This is a genomic window from Naasia sp., from assembly GCF_025465545.1.
Lineage (GTDB): Bacteria > Actinomycetota > Actinomycetes > Actinomycetales > Microbacteriaceae > Naasia.
The window spans coordinates 1-15762 of sequence record NZ_JAODMK010000007.1 but is presented as its reverse complement, the minus strand read 5'-3'; the positions used below and the strand labels follow the sequence as shown (position 1 = coordinate 15762).

Annotated in this window: 26 protein-coding genes; all 26 read right to left on the bottom strand. The window is 68.5% G+C overall.

Features of this window, described 5'->3' with window-relative positions:
• Positions 1-4 precede the first annotated feature (4 nt).
• The gene (locus JWR33_RS01770; RefSeq protein ID WP_297408884.1) at positions 5-592 is read right to left on the bottom strand and encodes an adenylate kinase; all 588 of its coding nucleotides are present in this window, start codon (positions 590-592) and stop codon (positions 5-7) included.
• Complete coding sequence (gene secY, locus JWR33_RS01765) at positions 589-1911, bottom strand: preprotein translocase subunit SecY (RefSeq protein WP_297408882.1); 1323 nt, start codon at positions 1909-1911, stop codon at positions 589-591. The genes JWR33_RS01770 and secY overlap by 4 nt, the downstream gene beginning before the upstream one ends.
• Before the next feature lie 99 nt (positions 1912-2010).
• On the bottom strand, positions 2011-2646 hold the full coding sequence (rplO, locus tag JWR33_RS01760; protein ID WP_297408880.1) for a 50S ribosomal protein L15: 636 nt from the start codon (positions 2644-2646) through the stop codon (positions 2011-2013).
• Positions 2646-2831 (bottom strand): 50S ribosomal protein L30, encoded by a 186-nt coding sequence (rpmD, locus tag JWR33_RS01755; protein ID WP_297408877.1) that lies wholly within the window; start codon positions 2829-2831, stop codon positions 2646-2648. Before rpmD ends, rplO begins: the two co-directional genes overlap by 1 nt.
• Positions 2831-3490: a 30S ribosomal protein S5 gene (gene rpsE / locus JWR33_RS01750; protein ID WP_297408984.1), complete on the bottom strand. Its 660-nt coding sequence runs from the start codon at positions 3488-3490 to the stop codon at positions 2831-2833. Before rpsE ends, rpmD begins: the two co-directional genes overlap by 1 nt.
• A 53-nt stretch (positions 3491-3543) precedes the next feature.
• Positions 3544-3915, bottom strand: coding sequence for a 50S ribosomal protein L18 (rplR, locus tag JWR33_RS01745; RefSeq protein ID WP_297408875.1), 372 nt, complete (start codon positions 3913-3915; stop codon positions 3544-3546).
• Positions 3916-3918: 3 nt separating this feature from the next.
• The gene (gene rplF, locus JWR33_RS01740) at positions 3919-4455 is read right to left on the bottom strand and encodes a 50S ribosomal protein L6 (RefSeq protein WP_297408873.1); all 537 of its coding nucleotides are present in this window, start codon (positions 4453-4455) and stop codon (positions 3919-3921) included.
• A 6-nt stretch (positions 4456-4461) separates the two neighbouring features.
• Positions 4462-4860 carry a 30S ribosomal protein S8 gene (rpsH, locus tag JWR33_RS01735; protein WP_297408872.1) on the bottom strand — a complete coding sequence of 133 codons (399 nt, stop codon included), beginning with the start codon at positions 4858-4860 and terminating at the stop codon, positions 4462-4464.
• A gap of 114 nt (positions 4861-4974) precedes the next feature.
• On the bottom strand, positions 4975-5565 hold the full coding sequence (rplE, locus tag JWR33_RS01730) for a 50S ribosomal protein L5 (protein ID WP_297408870.1): 591 nt from the start codon (positions 5563-5565) through the stop codon (positions 4975-4977).
• A 5-nt stretch (positions 5566-5570) separates the two neighbouring features.
• The gene (gene rplX / locus JWR33_RS01725) at positions 5571-5930 is read right to left on the bottom strand and encodes a 50S ribosomal protein L24 (RefSeq protein ID WP_297408868.1); all 360 of its coding nucleotides are present in this window, start codon (positions 5928-5930) and stop codon (positions 5571-5573) included.
• Between the two features lie 2 nt (positions 5931-5932).
• Complete coding sequence (gene rplN / locus JWR33_RS01720) at positions 5933-6301, bottom strand: 50S ribosomal protein L14 (RefSeq protein WP_297408866.1); 369 nt, start codon at positions 6299-6301, stop codon at positions 5933-5935.
• On the bottom strand, positions 6298-6615 hold the full coding sequence (rpsQ, locus tag JWR33_RS01715) for a 30S ribosomal protein S17 (RefSeq protein ID WP_297408864.1): 318 nt from the start codon (positions 6613-6615) through the stop codon (positions 6298-6300). The genes rplN and rpsQ overlap by 4 nt, the downstream gene beginning before the upstream one ends.
• Entirely contained in the window at positions 6615-6962 is a 348-nt protein-coding gene (gene rpmC / locus JWR33_RS01710) for a 50S ribosomal protein L29 (protein ID WP_297408862.1), read from the bottom strand. Before rpmC ends, rpsQ begins: the two co-directional genes overlap by 1 nt.
• Positions 6962-7381 (bottom strand): 50S ribosomal protein L16, encoded by a 420-nt coding sequence (rplP, locus tag JWR33_RS01705; protein ID WP_297408860.1) that lies wholly within the window; start codon positions 7379-7381, stop codon positions 6962-6964. Before rplP ends, rpmC begins: the two co-directional genes overlap by 1 nt.
• Positions 7382-7383: 2 nt before the next feature.
• Positions 7384-8181 carry a 30S ribosomal protein S3 gene (gene rpsC, locus JWR33_RS01700; RefSeq protein ID WP_297408858.1) on the bottom strand — a complete coding sequence of 266 codons (798 nt, stop codon included), beginning with the start codon at positions 8179-8181 and terminating at the stop codon, positions 7384-7386.
• Entirely contained in the window at positions 8181-8588 is a 408-nt protein-coding gene (gene rplV / locus JWR33_RS01695) for a 50S ribosomal protein L22 (RefSeq protein ID WP_297408856.1), read from the bottom strand. The genes rpsC and rplV overlap by 1 nt, the downstream gene beginning before the upstream one ends.
• Before the next feature lie 23 nt (positions 8589-8611).
• Positions 8612-8893, bottom strand: coding sequence for a 30S ribosomal protein S19 (rpsS, locus tag JWR33_RS01690; protein ID WP_297408854.1), 282 nt, complete (start codon positions 8891-8893; stop codon positions 8612-8614).
• Between the two features lie 12 nt (positions 8894-8905).
• A complete protein-coding gene (rplB, locus tag JWR33_RS01685; protein WP_297408852.1) occupies positions 8906-9742 on the bottom strand; it encodes a 50S ribosomal protein L2 in 837 nt (278 codons plus the stop codon).
• Positions 9743-9761: 19 nt separating this feature from the next.
• On the bottom strand, positions 9762-10061 hold the full coding sequence (gene rplW / locus JWR33_RS01680) for a 50S ribosomal protein L23 (protein WP_297408850.1): 300 nt from the start codon (positions 10059-10061) through the stop codon (positions 9762-9764).
• A complete protein-coding gene (rplD, locus tag JWR33_RS01675; protein ID WP_297408847.1) occupies positions 10058-10741 on the bottom strand; it encodes a 50S ribosomal protein L4 in 684 nt (227 codons plus the stop codon). Before rplD ends, rplW begins: the two co-directional genes overlap by 4 nt.
• A gap of 2 nt (positions 10742-10743) precedes the next feature.
• Complete coding sequence (gene rplC / locus JWR33_RS01670) at positions 10744-11397, bottom strand: 50S ribosomal protein L3 (protein ID WP_297408845.1); 654 nt, start codon at positions 11395-11397, stop codon at positions 10744-10746.
• Positions 11398-11413: 16 nt separating this feature from the next.
• Positions 11414-11722: a 30S ribosomal protein S10 gene (rpsJ, locus tag JWR33_RS01665; RefSeq protein ID WP_297408844.1), complete on the bottom strand. Its 309-nt coding sequence runs from the start codon at positions 11720-11722 to the stop codon at positions 11414-11416.
• A 498-nt stretch (positions 11723-12220) separates the two neighbouring features.
• Positions 12221-13171, bottom strand: coding sequence for a hypothetical protein (locus tag JWR33_RS01660; RefSeq protein ID WP_297408842.1), 951 nt, complete (start codon positions 13169-13171; stop codon positions 12221-12223).
• A gap of 550 nt (positions 13172-13721) precedes the next feature.
• Positions 13722-14690: a DNA topoisomerase IB gene (locus tag JWR33_RS01655; RefSeq protein WP_297408840.1), complete on the bottom strand. Its 969-nt coding sequence runs from the start codon at positions 14688-14690 to the stop codon at positions 13722-13724.
• Between the two features lie 4 nt (positions 14691-14694).
• Positions 14695-15138: a hypothetical protein gene (locus JWR33_RS01650; RefSeq protein WP_297408838.1), complete on the bottom strand. Its 444-nt coding sequence runs from the start codon at positions 15136-15138 to the stop codon at positions 14695-14697.
• A 99-nt stretch (positions 15139-15237) separates the two neighbouring features.
• The coding region (locus JWR33_RS01645; protein WP_297408836.1) for an EF-Tu/IF-2/RF-3 family GTPase at positions 15238-15762 on the bottom strand (525 nt) is incomplete at its 5' end.

Genomic DNA, 15762 nt, shown 5'->3' with positions numbered 1-15762 from the left:
CCGCCTAGGCCGCTTGCCGGATCCCGCGCTCCGACAGCACGGCCACGATGCGCTCGGTGACGTCGTCCATCGAGCCGAGCCCGTCGACGCGGACGACGAGACCGCGGTCGGCGTAGACGTCGATCAGCGGTTCCGTCTGCTGGGCGTACAGCTCGAGCCGGTGCCGGATCACGGCCTCGGTGTCATCGCTGCGGCCCTGGTCACGCGCCCGCTTGAGCAGGCGCGAGACGGTCTCGTCCTCGTCGGCGGTCAGCTGCACGACGGCGTCCAGGCTGTGCCCGTGATCCGCGAGGAACTCATCGAGCGTGCGGACCTGCTCCGTCGTGCGCGGATAGCCGTCGAGCAGGAAGCCGCTGTCGGCGTCCGCTGCGGTCAGCCGATCCGCGATCAGGTCGTTGGTCACGGTGTCTGGCACGTACTCGCCACGGTCCATGAAGGACTTGGCGAGCAGCCCCAGCTCGGTGCCCGCCCGGAGGTTCTCCCGGAAGATGTCGCCGGTGGAGATGGCGGGGATGCCCAGCCGCTCCGACAGGCGCGCCGCCTGGGTGCCCTTGCCCGCACCCGGCGGCCCGATCAGCAGCAGCCGGGTCACCGAAGCAGTCCCTCGTAGTGACGCTGCTGGAGCTGCGAGTCGATCTGCTTGACCGTCTCGAGGCCGACGCCGACGATGATGAGGATCGAGGCGCCGCCGAACGGGAAGTTCGTGTTGGCGCCGACCAGCACGAATGCGATCAGCGGGATCAGAGCGATGAGGCCCAGATAGATCGACCCGGGCAGCGTCACCCGCGTCAGCACGTAGTCGAGGTACTCGGCCGTCGGACGTCCCGCGCGGATGCCGGGGATGAAGCCGCCGTACTTCTTCATGTTGTCCGCGACCTCCTCCGGGTTGAAGGTGATCGCCACGTAGAAGTAGGTGAAGCCGACGATGAGCAGGAAGTACAGGAGCATGTAGAGCGGGTGGTCGCCCTTGGTCAGGTAGTTCTGGATCCAGGTGACCCACGCCTGCGGCGACTGTCCGGCTGCGGGCTGGTTGAACTGCGCGACGAGGGCGGGCAGGTACAGCAGCGAGGACGCGAAGATGACCGGCACGACGCCGGCCATGTTGACCTTGATCGGGATGTAGGTGTTGTTGCCGCCGTAGGTGCGGCGGCCCACCATTCGCTTGGCGTACTGCACGGGGATGCGGCGCTGGCTCTGCTCCACGAACACGACGAGTGCGACGATCACGAGCCCGATGGCGAGGACCAGGATCAGCGTCTGGATGCCCTGGGCCTGGCCGATGGCGCCGAGCGAGCCGGGGAACCGGGCCGCGATCGACGTGAAGATCAGCAGGGACATGCCGTTGCCGATGCCGCGCTCGGTGATCAGCTCGCCCATCCACATGATCAGTCCGGTGCCGGCCGTCATGGTCACGACCATGAGGAGGATCACGTACCAGGCGTCGTTCGTGATGAGCTGCGCACAGGCGGGGTTGCTGTTGGCCGGGAACAGAGCGCCGCTGCGCGCGACCGTGATCAGAGTCGTGGACTGCAGCACGCCGAGCGCGATGGTGAGGTAGCGGGTGTACTGCGTCAGCTTCGCCTGGCCGGACTGGCCCTCCTTGTAGAGGGCCTCGAAGTGCGGGATGACCACGCGCAGCAGCTGGGTGATGATCGACGCGGTGATGTACGGCATGATGCCGAGCGCGAAGATGGACAGCTGCAGCAGCGCGCCGCCGCTGAACAGGTTGACGAGCTCGTAGAGGCCGCTCGTGCCCTGGTTCTCGGCGAGACACGCCTGCACGTTGCCGAAGTCGACGAACGGCGCCGGGATGAACGACCCCAGGCGGAAGAGCGCCACGATCCCGAGCGTGAACGCGATCTTGCGCCGCAGGTCGGGGGTGCGGAAGATGCGCCCTATTGCTCTGAACACGCGGTGTTGCCTGCTTTCGTTGGAGTGACAGCGACGTGGCCGGGGAGGACCCCGGCCACGTCGTCGTTACGCGTTCTGGAGCCTGCGGCCCCACTCCGTCTAGCGGATGGAACCACCGGCGGCGACGATCTTCTGCCCGGCGGAGCCGGAGACCTTGTCGACAGCAACGTTCAGCTTAACGGCAATGTCGCCGTCACCCAGCACCTTGACCTTCTCGTTCTTGCGAACGGCGCCCTTGGCCACCAGGTCACCCACCGTGACGTCCCCGCCCTGCGGGTACAGCTCGGCGAGCTTCTCCAGGTTCACGACCTGGTACTCGACCCGGAACGGGTTCTTGAAGCCGCGCAGCTTGGGGGTGCGCATGTGCAGCGGCATCTGCCCACCCTCAAAGCCCGGCCGCACCTGGTAGCGGGCCTTGCTGCCCTTGGTTCCGCGGCCGGCCGTCTTGCCCTTCGAGCCCTCACCGCGTCCGACGCGGGTCCGGTCCTTCTTGGCACCGGCGGCGGGGCGCAGGTGGTGCACCTTCAGCACGCGCTCACGGGGAGCGACGTCGTCCGACGCGGGCGCGGCCTTGGCGCGGCTCGTGGTGCCTGCGCCTGCCGCCGCGCGGGCGGCAGGAGCCTTGGTCGCGGTCTGCGCCGGAGCGCTCTCGGTTCCGGCCGCCTTCTTGGGGGCAGCCCTCTTCTTCGGCTCGGCCGCGGCGGCCGTGCCCTCGTTCGTGGCGTCGTCGGCCATCAGTCGATCTCCTCAACCTTGACGAGGTGGGCGACGGCACGCACGTAGCCACGATTCTGCAGCGTGTCTTCGCGCTCGACACTGTGGCCGATTCGCTTGAGGCCGAGCGAACGCAGCGTGTCACGCTGGTTCTGCTTCTCGCTCACCTTGGACTTGATCTGGGTCACCTTCAGTCGGGCAGCCATCAGGCACCAACCTTCTGGTCGGCGGCGGCGGCGGCTTCCTGGGCGCGTCGCAGCCGGAGCGGGAGGACGTCCTCCAGCGGGAGTCCGCGGCGCGCGGCAACCGCGGCCGGCTCTTCGAGCGCCTGGAGGGCCGCGACGGTCGCGTGCACGATGTTGATCGTGTTGCTGGAGCCGAGCGACTTGGAGAGGACGTCGTGGATGCCGGCGCACTCGAGGACGGCGCGCACGGGGCCGCCGGCGATGACGCCGGTACCCGGGGCGGCGGGGCGCAGGAGCACCACACCGGCCGCGGCCTCACCCTGCACGGGGTGCGGGATGGTGCTCGCGATGCGGGGGACGCGGAAGAAGTTCTTCTTCGCCTCCTCGACACCCTTCGAGATGGCCGTGGGGACCTCGCGGGCCTTGCCGTAGCCGACCCCGACGAGTCCGTTGCCGTCACCGACGATCACGAGGGCGGTGAAGCTGAAGCGACGGCCACCCTTCACGACCTTCGAGACGCGGTTGATCGTGACGACCCGCTCGAGGAACTGGCTGTCCCTGCCGCCGTCACGTCCGCCGCGGTCGTTGCGGGGGCTGCGCTCGCGGCTGCCCCGGCGCTGCTCGCGCGGCTCGTTGCGGGTGTCCGTCGAGGGGGCGGAACCCGCAGAGGTCTCCACCAGCGCCTCGTTGGTCTCCGCCGTCGTCGCCGCCGGCGTCGTGCTGGTCACATCGCTCACAGGCTCAGCCCACCTTCCCGAGCTCCATCCGCGATCGCCGCGACGCGGCCCGCGTACTTGTTTCCGCCGCGGTCGAAGACGACCGCGTCGATCCCCGCCAGCTTGGCGCGCTCGGCGACGAGTTCGCCGACCTTGCGCGCCTTGGCGGTCTTGTCTCCGTCGAACGTCCGGAGGTCGGCCTCGAGGGTCGATGCGGACGCCACGGTGTGGCCCTTGGTGTCGTCGACGACCTGCACGAACACGTGCCGCGCAGAACGGCTGACGACGAGGCGCGGCCGGACGGCCGTGCCCTCGATCTTCTTGCGCAGGCGGCTGTGGCGCCGGACGCGCGCAGCCGTCTTGCTCTTGCCACGGATAACGGTGGCCATGATCTACCTACCTGACTTTCCGTTTTTGCGGAGGACGACCTCGCCCGCATAGCGGACTCCCTTGCCCTTGTAGGGCTCGGGCTTGCGGATCTTCCGGATGTTCGCGGCGACCTCACCGACGGCCTGCTTGTCGATGCCGCTGACGGTCAGCCGGGTGTTGGTCTCCACCTGGAAGGAGATGCCTGCCGGCGGCTGCACGACCACGGGGTGCGAGAAGCCGAGCGCGAACTCGATGCCGGCGCCGCGTGCGGTCACGCGGTAGCCGGTGCCGACGATCTCCAGGCTCTTGGAGTAGCCCTGGGTCACGCCGATCACGTTGTTGGCGATGAGGGTGCGGGTGAGGCCGTGCAGCGAGCGCGACTCGCGCTCGTCGTCGGGCCGGGTCACGACGACCTGGCCGTCGCCGACGCTCACCTCGATGGGCGAGGCGACCGTGAGGCCGAGCTGACCCTTCGGGCCCGTGACGGTGACGGACTGGCCGTCGACCGTGACGTCGACCCCCGAGGGGATCTCAATGGGAAGTCTTCCGATTCGCGACATTCTCGATCACCACACGTAGGCGAGGACTTCCCCACCCACGCCCTTCTTGGTCGCCTGACGGTCGGTGAGCAGGCCCGACGAGGTGGACAGGATCGCGACACCGAGTCCGCCGAGGACCTTGGGGATCTCCGTCGACTTCGCGTACACGCGCAGGCCGGGCTTCGAGACCCGCTTGATGCCGGCGATGCTGCGCTCCCGGCTGGGGCCGTACTTGAGGTCGAGCACGAGGGTCTTGCCGACACGCGCGTCCTCGACGCGCCAGTCGGCGATGTAGCCCTCCGCCTTCAGGATGTCGGCGATGTGGCCCTTGAGCTTGGAGTGCGGCAGTGCCACGGTCTCGTGGAAGGCCGAGTTCGCGTTGCGCAGCCTGGTCAGCAGGTCTGCGACCGGATCGGTCATTGTCATGCGGTTTTTCCTTTGTTCACCAGGTTTCGCACCCCGTTACGCGGGATGCGACCTGTGGTGGTCGGCCTCAGGGTTCAAGCCGCGCTGCGGCGAGAAGATTCCCGAGGAGGGGGGTCAGGAGTTCTCGGCGGTCCGGAAGGGGAAGCCGAGTGCGCGGAGCAGAGCCCGGCCCTCGTCATCGGTCTTGGCCGTGGTCACGACGGTGATGTCGAAGCCGCGGACCCGGTCGATGCGGTCCTGATCGATCTCGTGGAACACGCTCTGCTCCTGGAGACCGAAGGTGTAGTTGCCGTTGCCGTCGAACTGCTTGTCCGAGAGGCCGCGGAAGTCGCGGATGCGGGGCAGGGCGAGCGTGATCAGGCGATCGACGAACTCCCAGGCCCGGTCACCGCGGAGGGTGACGTGGGCGCCGATGGGCTGACCCTCGCGCAGCTTGAACTGGGCGATGGACTTGCGCGCCTTCGTCACCTGCGGCTTCTGGCCGGTGATCTTGGTGAGGTCGGCAACGGCACCGTCGATGATCTTGCCGTCGCGGGCCGCCTCACCGACGCCCGTGTTGACGACCACCTTGATCAGGGTCGGCACCTGATGCACGTTGGTGAAGCCGAATTCCTCCTTGAGCTGCGGGAGGATCTCGGCACGGTACTTCTGCTTGAGGCGAGGCTGCACCTTGACAGCCGTCGCGGCAGTAGCGGTATCGGTCATGATCTCTAGAGGTCCTTGCCTGACTTCTTGGCGTAGCGAACACGGACGGACTTGGTCACGCCGTCCTTCGTGACCTCGTCGACGCGGTGGCCGACGCGGGTCGGCTTCTTCGTCTCGGGGTCGACGAGCGCCACGTTGGAGATGTGGATCGGGGCCTCATGGGTCTCGATGCCACCGGTCTTGCTGCCGCGCTGAGTCTGGCCGACGCGGACGTGCTTGGTGACGAAGTTGACACCCTCCACGACGACGCGGTTCCTCTCGACGAGCACGTCGATCACGCGACCCTGCTTGCCGCGGTCACCGCCGCGGGTCTGGCTCGCGCCGGTGATCACCTGGACGAGGTCGCCCTTCTTGATGTTGGCCACTGTCAAATCACCTCCGGGGCGAGGGACACGATCTTCATGAACTTCTTGTCGCGCAGCTCGCGGCCCACCGGGCCGAAGATGCGGGTGCCGCGGGGATCGCCGTCGTTCTTGAGGATGACGGCCGCGTTCTCGTCGAACTTGATGTACGAGCCGTCGCTGCGCCGCGTCTCCTTGGCGGTGCGCACGATGACCGCCTTGACGACATCGCCCTTCTTGACGTTGCCGCCGGGGATCGCGTCCTTGACGGTCGCCACGATGGTGTCACCGAGGCCGGCGTAGCGGCGGCCGGAGCCACCGAGCACGCGGATGGTGAGGAGCTCCTTGGCGCCGGTGTTGTCGGCGACCTTGACGCGGGATTCCTGCTGGATCACTTGGCCTTCTCCAGGATCTCGACGATGCGCCAGCGCTTCGTGGCGGACAGGGGGCGGGTCTCGCTGATGACGACGAGGTCGCCGACACCCGCAGCCCCCAGCTCGTCGTGCGCCTTCACCTTGGAGGTGCGGCGGATGACCTTGCCGTAGAGCGGGTGCTTGACGCGGTCCTCGACCTCCACGACGACGGTCTTCTCCATCTTGTCGCTGACGACATAGCCGCGGCGGACCTTGCGGTAGCCGCGGTCGCCCTCGACCTTCGCGTCGTGGGCAGCCGACTCGTGGCCGGCGGCCTTCGTCTCGACCTTCGCCATTACTTCGTCTCCTCAGTGGGTGCCGCGTCCGCGCTGTCCGTGTCGACGGCGCCGGCGGCGGGTGCCTCGGCCTTGCGGCTGCGGCTCTTCTTCTCCGCCTTCACGGGAGCCTCGACAGGCGCCGGGGTGGCGCGGATGCCGAGCTCACGCTCGCGGATGACGGTGTAGATGCGGGAGATGTCCCGCTTGACCGCACGGATGCGGCCATGGCTCTCGAGCTGGCCGGTGGCCGACTGGAAGCGGAGGTTGAACAGCTCCTCCTTGGCCTTCTTGAGCTCGTCGACGAGGCGCTGGTCCTCGAGCATGTCGAGCTCGGACGGAGCGAGCTCCTTGGTTCCGATCGCCATTACGCGTCGCCCTCCTCGCGCTTGATGATGCGTGCCTTGAGCGGCAGCTTGTGGATTGCCCGGGTGAGCGCCTCACGAGCGAGCTGCTCGTTGACGCCGGCGACCTCGAAGAGGACGCGACCCGGCTTGACGTTCGCGACCCACCACTCCGGCGAGCCCTTGCCGGAACCCATGCGGGTCTCGGCGGGCTTCTTCGTGAGGGGCCGGTCGGGGTAGATGTTGATCCAGACCTTGCCGCCGCGCTTGATGTGACGCGTCATCGCGATACGAGCTGCCTCGATCTGACGGTTGGTCACATAGGCGGGCGTGATCGCCTGGATGCCGTACTCACCGAAGCTCACCTTGGTGCCACCGGTGGCCTGGCCACTGCGACCCGGGTGGTGCTGCTTGCGGAACTTGACCTTGCGGGGGATCAGCATGATTAGACGCTCGCTCCTTCTGCGGCCGGTGCGCCGGCGTCGGTACGGGGCCCACGGCGCGCTCCGCCATCGCGGCTGTCACGGCTGTCACGGCCATCGCGGCTGTCACGGCGCTCGGGGCGCTGCGACTTCTGGGTCGCCTGCTCGCGCGCCAGCTCCTTGTTGGTGATGTCGCCCTTGTAGATCCAGACCTTCACGCCGATCCGGCCGAACGTCGTCTTGGCCTCGTAGAAGCCGTAGTCGATGTTGGCGCGGAGCGTGTGCAGGGGAACCCGGCCCTCGCGGTAGAACTCGCTGCGGCTCATCTCCGCGCCGCCGAGGCGACCGGAGACCTGCACGCGGACGCCCTTGGCGCCGGCGCGCTGGGCGCCCTGCAGGCCCTTGCGCATCGCCCGGCGGAACGCCACGCGGGCGGAGAGCTGCTCGGCGATGCCCTGGGCGACGAGCTGAGCCTCGGCCTCGGGGTTCTTCACCTCGAGGATGTTCAGCTGGATCTGCTTGCCGGTGAGCTTCTCGAGGTCGGTGCGGATGCGCTCGGCCTCGGCGCCGCGGCGGCCGATCACGATGCCCGGGCGGGCGGTGTGGATGTCCACGCGGACCCGGTCACGGGTGCGCTCGATCTCGATGCGGGCGACGCCGGCGCGGTCCAGCGAGGTCTTCAGCATCGAACGGATGCTGATGTCCTCGGCGACGTAGTCGCTGTACTTCTGGCCCGACTTGGTGCTGTCCGAGAACCACCGCGACACATGGTCGGTGGTGATGCCGAGACGGAAACCGTACGGATTGACTTTCTGTCCCATTACTTGCTCGCCTTCGCGGTGCTCGTGGACTTCGTAGCGCGGGTGGCCTCGACGACGTCGGGGGTGGCCAGCACGATGGTGATGTGGCTGGTGCGCTTCTTGATCTGGAACGCCCGACCCTGTGCACGCGGCTGGAAGCGCTTGAGCGTCGTCCCCTCGTCGACGAACGCCCGGGCAACCACGAGGTCCTGCTCGTTGAGGTAGCTGCTCTCGGCGTCCGCCTTGACCCGCGCGTTGGCCATGGCCGACGCGACGAGCTTGTAGACGGGCTCACTTGCCCCCTGAGGCGCGAACTTCAGGATCGCGAGCGCCTCGGTGGCCTGCTTGCCGCGGATGAGGTCCACGACGCGACGAGCCTTCTGGGGGGTGACGCGGATGTGTCGCACGCGGGCGATCGACTCCACCATTTCTTCTCCTCCTTCGTCACCGACTAGCGGCGACGGCCCTTCTTGTCGTCCTTCTCGTGTCCACGGAAGGTGCGGGTGGGCGCGAACTCGCCGAGCTTGTGCCCGACCATCGTCTCCGTGACGAACACGGGGATGTGCTTGCGCCCGTCGTGCACCGCGATGGTGTGTCCCAGCATCGCCGGGATGATCATCGAGCGGCGCGACCAGGTCTTGATCACGTTCTTGCTGCCTGCGTCGTTCGCGACCTGAACCTTGCGGAACAGGTGGTCGTCGACGAAGGGGCCCTTCTTGAGACTGCGCGGCATGTCCTACTCCTACTAGCGCTTCTTGCCGACGTTGCGACGACGAACGATGAGCTTGTCGCTCTCCTTGTTCGGGTGGCGCGTACGGCCCTCCGACTGACCCCAGGGGCTGACCGGGTGTCGACCACCGCTGGTCTTGCCCTCACCGCCACCGTGCGGGTGATCGACCGGGTTCATCGCGACACCGCGGACCGTCGGGCGCACGCCCTTCCAGCGCATGCGGCCGGCCTTGCCCCAGTTGATGTTCGACTGCTCGGCGTTGCCGACCTCGCCGATCGAGGCGCGGCAGCGGGCGTCCACGTTGCGGATCTCGCCGCTCGGCAGCCGCAGCTGGGCGTACGGGCCGTCCTTCGCCACGAGACGCACGCTCGCACCGGCGGAGCGGGCCATCTTGGCGCCGCCGCCCGGACGCAGCTCGATCGCGTGGATCACGGTGCCGACGGGGATGTTGCGCAGCGGCAGGTTGTTGCCGGGCTTGATGTCGGCGCCCGCGCCGGACTCCACGATGTCGCCCTGACGCAGCTTGTCCGGAGCGATGATGTACCGCTTCGTGCCGTCCACGTAGTGCAGCAGCGCGATGCGCGCCGTGCGGTTGGGGTCGTACTCGATGTGCGCGACCTTGGCGTTCACGCCGTCCTTGTCGTTCCGACGGAAGTCGATGACGCGGTACTGGCGCTTGTGGCCGCCACCGATGTGGCGGGTCGTGATGCGGCCCTGGTTGTTGCGGCCGCCGGTCTTCGAGATGGGGCGCAGCAGCGACTTCTCGGGGGTCGACCTGGTGATCTCCACGAAGTCGGCGACGGACGAGCCGCGGCGACCGGGAGTGGTCGGCTTGTACTTGCGAATAGCCATTTCTCTGTTCCTCCCGGGCCTAGCCGACAGCGGTGAAGATGTCGATGGAGCCCGACTTGAGCGTGACGATGGCGCGCTTGACGTCCTTGCGCTTGCCGGTGCCGAACTTCGTGCGGCGGGTCTTGCCCGTGCGGTTGAGCGTGTTCACGGAGGCGACCTCCACGCGGAAGATCTTCTCGATCGCGAGCTTGATCTCGGTCTTGTTCGAGCGGGGGTCCACGACGAACGTGTACTTGCCCTCGTCGATCAGGCCGTAGCTCTTCTCGGAGACCACCGGCGAGAGGATGACATCCCGCGGGTCCTTGTTCTGGCCGCTCACGCGGTCACCTCCTGGTTGCTCTCCTCGGCCGCGGCCGGGGTCTCGGCCTTGGTGGCCTGCTTGGCGGCGACGAAGGACTCGAAGGCGGACTTCGTGAAGACGATGTCGTCGGAGACGAGCACGTCGTAGGCGTTCAGCTGATCCCAGGCGAGCACGTGCAGGGACGTGAGGTTGCGCACGCTCTTCCAGGCGACCTCGTCGGCGCGGTCGAGCACGACCAGCACGTTGCGCCCGGGGGCGACAGCGGCGAGCAGCTCGGCGGCGACCTTCGTGGACGGCGCCTCGTTGGCGGACAGCGTCTCGACGACGTGCAAGCGGCTGCCGCGCGCACGGTCGGACAGTGCACCGAGGAGCGCGGCGGCGATCATCTTCTTGGGGGTGCGCTGCGAGTAGTCGCGGGGCACCGGTCCGTGGACGACGCCACCGCCGCGGTGCTGCGGCATGCGGATCGAACCCTGACGGGCCCGGCCGGTGCCCTTCTGCTTGAAGGGCTTCACGCCGGAGCCGGACACCTCGCCGCGGTTCTTGGTCTTGTGGGTGCCCTGGCGGGCAGCGGCGAGCTGCGCGACGACGACCTGGTGGATCAGCGGCACGTTGGTCTCCACCTCGAAGATCGAGGCGGGCAGCTCTACGGTGCCGGAGACGGCGCCACCGGCGGAGTGGATGTCGAGCGAAGCCATGCTCAGGCTCCCTTCACGGCGTTGCGGACGAAGACGAGGCGACCGGCCGCGCCGGGGACGGCGCCCTTGACGAGCAGCAGACCCTTCTCGGCGTCGACGGCCTGGATGCTGAGGTTCATGACCGTGGTGCGGTCGCCACCCATCCGGCCGGCCATCCGCATGCCCTTGAAGACGCGGCTGGGCGTCGACGAGGCACCGATAGAGCCGGGCTTGCGGTGGTTGCGGTGCGAACCGTGGGACGCGGAGACGCCCTTGAAGTTGTGGCGCTTCATGACGCCGGCGAAGCCCTTGCCCTTGCTGGTGCCGACGACGTCGACCTTGGCGCCGGCCTCGAACACGTCGACGCCGATCTCCTGGCCGAGCGTGTAGTCGGCGGCGTCAGCGGTGCGCACCTCGGTGAGGTGGCGGCGCGGCGTGACGCCGGCCTTGTCGAAGTGGCCGCTGGCGGGCTGGTTCACCTTGCGGGGGTCGATCTGGCCGTAGGCGATCTGGACGGCGGCGTAGCCGTCGACCTCGGGGGTGCGGATCTGGGTCACGACATTCGGCGTGATCTGGATGACGGTGACGGGGACGAGCTTTCCCTGCTCGTTCCAGACCTGCGTCATGCCCAGCTTCGTGCCGAGCAGACCCTTGAAAGTCCTGGTGGAGGTAGACATCGAATTCCTCAGTTGCTCAGAGCTTGATCTCGATGTTGACGTCGGCGGGGAGGTCGAGTCGCATGAGCGAGTCGACGGCCTTCGGCGTCGGGTCGATGATGTCGATCAGGCGCTTGTGGGTGCGCATCTCGAAGTGCTCGCGGCTGTCCTTGTACTTGTGCGGCGAGCGGATGACGACGATGACGTTCTTCTCGGTCGGCAGCGGCACGGGGCCCACGACGCTCGCGCCCGCCCGGGTCACCGTGTCGACGATCTTGCGCGCCGAGCTGTCGATGACTTCGTGGTCGTACGACTTGAGTCGGATGCGGATCTTCTGTCCCGCCATCTGTCACTCACTCTCTCTGTTGATTCCCACCGGCGGTCCGCCGATGGAACCGCGGCAACCGGACTTCCGCCCGGCAGGTTCCTGCCCGGTCTCCCGGGCTCCGCATGCCGCTGACGCGGCGCGCGGAAAAACTCGCAGCACTGTTCTGGTGTCAAGGAGCCGCTCGCTCCCGATCCCCGTCCTGGCGGACGGCACCCGAAGGCACACGGAACGGATCCCGTGTTCTCGAGGATCGAGCTGGCTCGCACCGCCGCGAAATCGCGACGGGCTGTTCTCCTGCCCGCGGCCTAGCCCGTCCCTTCAAGGGGAGCTATGCACAACCTGGCAGTGATCCGAACCCGCGCGCACAGCACAGCGGGCCGAAATGTGGAACTAGACGAGTTTGCCATAGGCATCCCTCCCCTGCAACCCGGGCGTGTCGTGCGGGGGTGTCGCAGGGGTCGCCGAGGGCTCCCCGGGCCGCCGCGCGCGCCCCGTGCCCGGGTGGCGCTCGTCGTTTCAGGGCGCACTGGGTGATCGGCGTGCGGCCGTCCCCTGCCGCGGCACCCCGGCATCGGTGAGGAGAGCCGCGAGGCGCCGGCGATCCCGCAGGTCGTCCCAGGTCCAGCGCACCACGTTGCGCCCCGTGCGGCGTATCGCGTTCTCCCGGTTCTTCTCCTCGATCACGATCTGCTCAGGTGCGCGGCCCTGCAGATAGTCCGCCCTGCGGTACTTGACCTCGCCGTCGAACTCGCCGACGATCCGGTCCCGCGTCCACTCGAAGTCGACGATCCCCACCCGTCGCCCGTTGAGGAAGATCGGCTGCTGCAGCGAGGGAGCAGCGAAGCCCAGCTCCGCGATCAGGGCGCGCGACCACGATTCACCCGGCGACTGCGAGCGCGCGTCCGCGAACGAAGCAACACGGCACGCACGACGGATGCCGCGAGTCCCGGGAGGGAGCAGCCGCAGCAGTTCCGCCAGGTCCTCCTGTCCCCCGGGGTATCTCGCGACGACCGCGTCGGCGACGACAACCGCTTCGGAGAAGCTCCGGCCGAGAGCGAGATCGAGGGCGGTCCGCGCGGGCGAGGTGCACGCGAGGTCATCGACCGGCATCACGTCGATCGCGTCGAGCCACACGCTGTGGCGCACTACATCACCTCGGCTCCGCCCTCCCCCGCGTCGCTCGTCGATCACGTGGACGACGGCCGGCCAGGGCCGCAGCGACGGCAGGTCGAGCAGCCTGAGCGCTGACTCGTGCGAAAACACGTGAGGAGTCTGCAGTCGAGCCTCTGCGGCGAGAATCCGCAGCAGGTACCGCCCATCGAGGGACGCGGTCCTCCAGGTGCCCGCATCTGCGTAGATTCCCCGTCGGAGCCGCTGCAGATCCCCGGCCGGACCGGCTCGCCGCTCGGGATGCTCCTCGCCCTGCCGACGAAGATCGTCGCTGGTGAAGAGCAGCCCCGTTTCCATTCCGGGAGCATCCCCCAGGGTCTGGCGAGCCGGGTTCTTCCTCCGAAGCTTGTGCACGCTTCGCCACGGCGGCCGCCTGCGGAGGGAACGCGGATCTCCCGCCTGCACACCGAGTGCTACCCGAGGCGACGAGCGCGCCCCGGATACGACCCGCCCTCGGCGTTGGGGGTAGCGCTCGGCGGGATGGCGGGCGCAGCCGCTCGGCGTCGCTCAGCCGATCGCGAGCCCCCACCTGGGCCGGATGCTCGACGATCGCAACTTCGACCGCCTGGTGCCCCGCTGGGCTCCGGGACAGCCGTCATCGGCGGAGGCGCCGACCTTCGGCCATCCCGCTCGCCCACCTGTCCGCTGCCCGGCCTGCCGTTCGTCGGCGCCGTCGGCGAGAGCGGCACCGGGTCCTCCCCCGGGTGCGCTGGGTGCGCGCGTTCGGCGACGAGAAGGCGGTCCTCACCGAGCCGCCGCGTCCGGAGACCCTCCGGATGCTCCGCCGCCGTACTCGCCCGCATCGAGCGGGTCGTGCGGCGCGTCGTCCGCGGAAGCGCGGGAGCGCCTACCCCGGGTAGAGCATGGACCGGAGCTCGCTCTCCGCCGACCCGAGGCGCTCCCGGTCGATGGTCTCGCCGCTGTTGTAGTGGTCGACCACCCGGGGATCCACGTAGCTGGCGCGTGCGATGGACGGCGTATTGCCGAGCACCTCCGACGCGTCCTTCATCGCCTGCACCACCGCCTTCTGCCGCTTGGTGCGGGTGGACTCGGGTCCGTGCTTCGCGAGGCTCTTCGCTGCCTCGATCGTGCCGTGCAGCGTGCGGAAGTCCTTGGCGGTGAAGTCGCCGCCCGTGCGCTCCCGCACGTACTCGTTGATGTCGGCCGCGGAGATGGGATGCCAGCCCTTGCGGTCGCGGTACGCCAGCAGCCGGGCATTCGGCCCGCGCCGCTTGAGCGCGCGGACCACCTTGGCGAGGTCCGCGTCCTTGATGTCCGACTCCCACTCCTGGCCGCTCTTGGCCGGGAAACGGAGCGAGACCACGTCGCCGCGAACGCTCGCGTGCGCGCAGAGCAGCGTCGACAGCCCATGGCTGCCGTTCGCAGTCGCGTAGCGCTCCGAGCCGACGCGGAGGGACCCGGTGTCCAGCATGCGGAAGGCGGCGGCCAGCGCACGCTCGCGGGTGTGCCCCGCAGTGCGCAGGTGCAGGGTCACCTGCCGGCGCGCCACGGGCAGCGACTCGGCGAGCTTGAGGGCCCGGTCGAACTTGATCCGATCCTTCTTCTCCCGCCAGAACGGGTGGTAGAGGTACTGCTTGCGCCCCTGGCTGTCGAAGCCGACGGCCTGGATGTGCCCGTTCTCATACGGGCAGATCCACACGCCCTCCCAGGCGGGCGGGATGGCGAGAGTCTCGATGCGCTCGATCAGTGCGGTGTCCCGAAGCGTCGCTCCCGCGTCGTCGACGTACTGGAAGCCCTCGTCCGTGCGCACACGGGTGAATCCCTTCCGTCCGACGACGGATCGGCGCAGCCGCACCACGTCAGGCGACGGCCGGTCGGCCCGACCGCCCCGAGAAGAAGCCGAAGTGGGTGAGCGCGAGCGCGACGATCCCGCAGACGCCGAAGGAGAGGGACTGGATCGCGGCGATCGCGAAGACCAGTTGGCCGAAGCCCCCCGCGGTGCCGGCGAAGACGGCCCAGGAGCCCAGCGTGAGCACCGTGATGACGACGGTGAGGAGGGCGTTGATCAGGAACCGGGCCCGCGGCGTGCGCTTGCGCCCGAGGGCGTTGGCGGTGGCGAGGACGCCCGCCCACACCAGCAGCGGGAGGGCGAGGATGCCGAACACGGTCGCGGGGCCATCCCGAAGGAACCCGTTGAGCGGCGCGCTGCCGGAGCTCACCGCGATGAGGCCGGCCGCCAGCACCAGGAACAGCAGCGTGAGCAGGACGGTGGCCATCGTCTCGAGCAGCACCCGCGCAGTCATGAGGGCAGTCTAGGACGACCCCGGAGGAGGGCGCCGCGCCCCGGGAACGACGAACGGGGCCGGGCCCGAAGGCCCGACCCCGTGTCGCTGGTGCGGGAACTACTTGAGGATCTTCGTCACCGTGCCGGCGCCGACGGTGCGGCCACCCTCACGGATCGCGAAGCTGAGGCCCTCTTCCATGGCGATCGGCTGGATCAGCGCGACCGTCATCTCCGTGGTGTCGCCCGGCATGACCATCTCGGTGCCCTCGGGCAGCGTGATGACGCCGGTGACGTCCGTGGTGCGGAAGTAGAACTGCGGGCGGTAGTTCGCGTAGAACGGGTTGTGACGCCCGCCCTCTTCCTTGGAAAGGATGTACGCGGTACCGGTGAAGTTCGTGTGAGGGGTGACCGAGCCGGGCTTGACGACAACCTGGCCACGCTCGACGTCTTCACGCTTCGTTCCACGAAGGAGCAGACCACAGTTCTCGCCGGCCCACGCCTCGTCGAGCTGCTTGTGGAACATCTCGATACCAGTGACCGTGGTCTTCTGGATGGGGCGGATTCCGACGATCTCGACGTCGGAGTTGATCGCCAGCGTGCCACGCTCGGCGCGGCCCGTGACGACGGTTCCACGACCGGTGAT

Coding starts and splice junctions, on each gene's coding strand:
- rpsQ (WP_297408864.1), bottom strand. CDS start 6,615: ATGGCGAAGGTCGAGACGAAGGCCGCCGGCCACGAGTCGGCTGCCCAC.
- JWR33_RS01650 (WP_297408838.1), bottom strand. CDS start 15,138: ATGACTGCGCGGGTGCTGCTCGAGACGATGGCCACCGTCCTGCTCACG.
- rpsS (WP_297408854.1), bottom strand. CDS start 8,893: ATGCCGCGCAGTCTCAAGAAGGGCCCCTTCGTCGACGACCACCTGTTC.
- rpsC (WP_297408858.1), bottom strand. CDS start 8,181: ATGGGACAGAAAGTCAATCCGTACGGTTTCCGTCTCGGCATCACCACC.
- rpmC (WP_297408862.1), bottom strand. CDS start 6,962: ATGGCGATCGGAACCAAGGAGCTCGCTCCGTCCGAGCTCGACATGCTC.
- rplC (WP_297408845.1), bottom strand. CDS start 11,397: ATGTCTACCTCCACCAGGACTTTCAAGGGTCTGCTCGGCACGAAGCTG.
- JWR33_RS01660 (WP_297408842.1), bottom strand. CDS start 13,171: ATGGAAACGGGGCTGCTCTTCACCAGCGACGATCTTCGTCGGCAGGGC.
- rplO (WP_297408880.1), bottom strand. CDS start 2,646: ATGGCCGACGACGCCACGAACGAGGGCACGGCCGCCGCGGCCGAGCCG.
- rpsJ (WP_297408844.1), bottom strand. CDS start 11,722: ATGGCGGGACAGAAGATCCGCATCCGACTCAAGTCGTACGACCACGAA.
- rplF (WP_297408873.1), bottom strand. CDS start 4,455: ATGTCGCGAATCGGAAGACTTCCCATTGAGATCCCCTCGGGGGTCGAC.
- rplD (WP_297408847.1), bottom strand. CDS start 10,741: ATGGCTTCGCTCGACATCCACTCCGCCGGTGGCGCCGTCTCCGGCACC.
- rplE (WP_297408870.1), bottom strand. CDS start 5,565: ATGACCGATACCGCTACTGCCGCGACGGCTGTCAAGGTGCAGCCTCGC.
- rpsH (WP_297408872.1), bottom strand. CDS start 4,860: ATGACAATGACCGATCCGGTCGCAGACCTGCTGACCAGGCTGCGCAAC.
- rplR (WP_297408875.1), bottom strand. CDS start 3,915: ATGGCCACCGTTATCCGTGGCAAGAGCAAGACGGCTGCGCGCGTCCGG.
- rpmD (WP_297408877.1), bottom strand. CDS start 2,831: ATGGCTGCCCGACTGAAGGTGACCCAGATCAAGTCCAAGGTGAGCGAG.
- rplV (WP_297408856.1), bottom strand. CDS start 8,588: ATGGTGGAGTCGATCGCCCGCGTGCGACACATCCGCGTCACCCCCCAG.
- rplP (WP_297408860.1), bottom strand. CDS start 7,381: ATGCTGATCCCCCGCAAGGTCAAGTTCCGCAAGCAGCACCACCCGGGT.
- rplB (WP_297408852.1), bottom strand. CDS start 9,742: ATGGCTATTCGCAAGTACAAGCCGACCACTCCCGGTCGCCGCGGCTCG.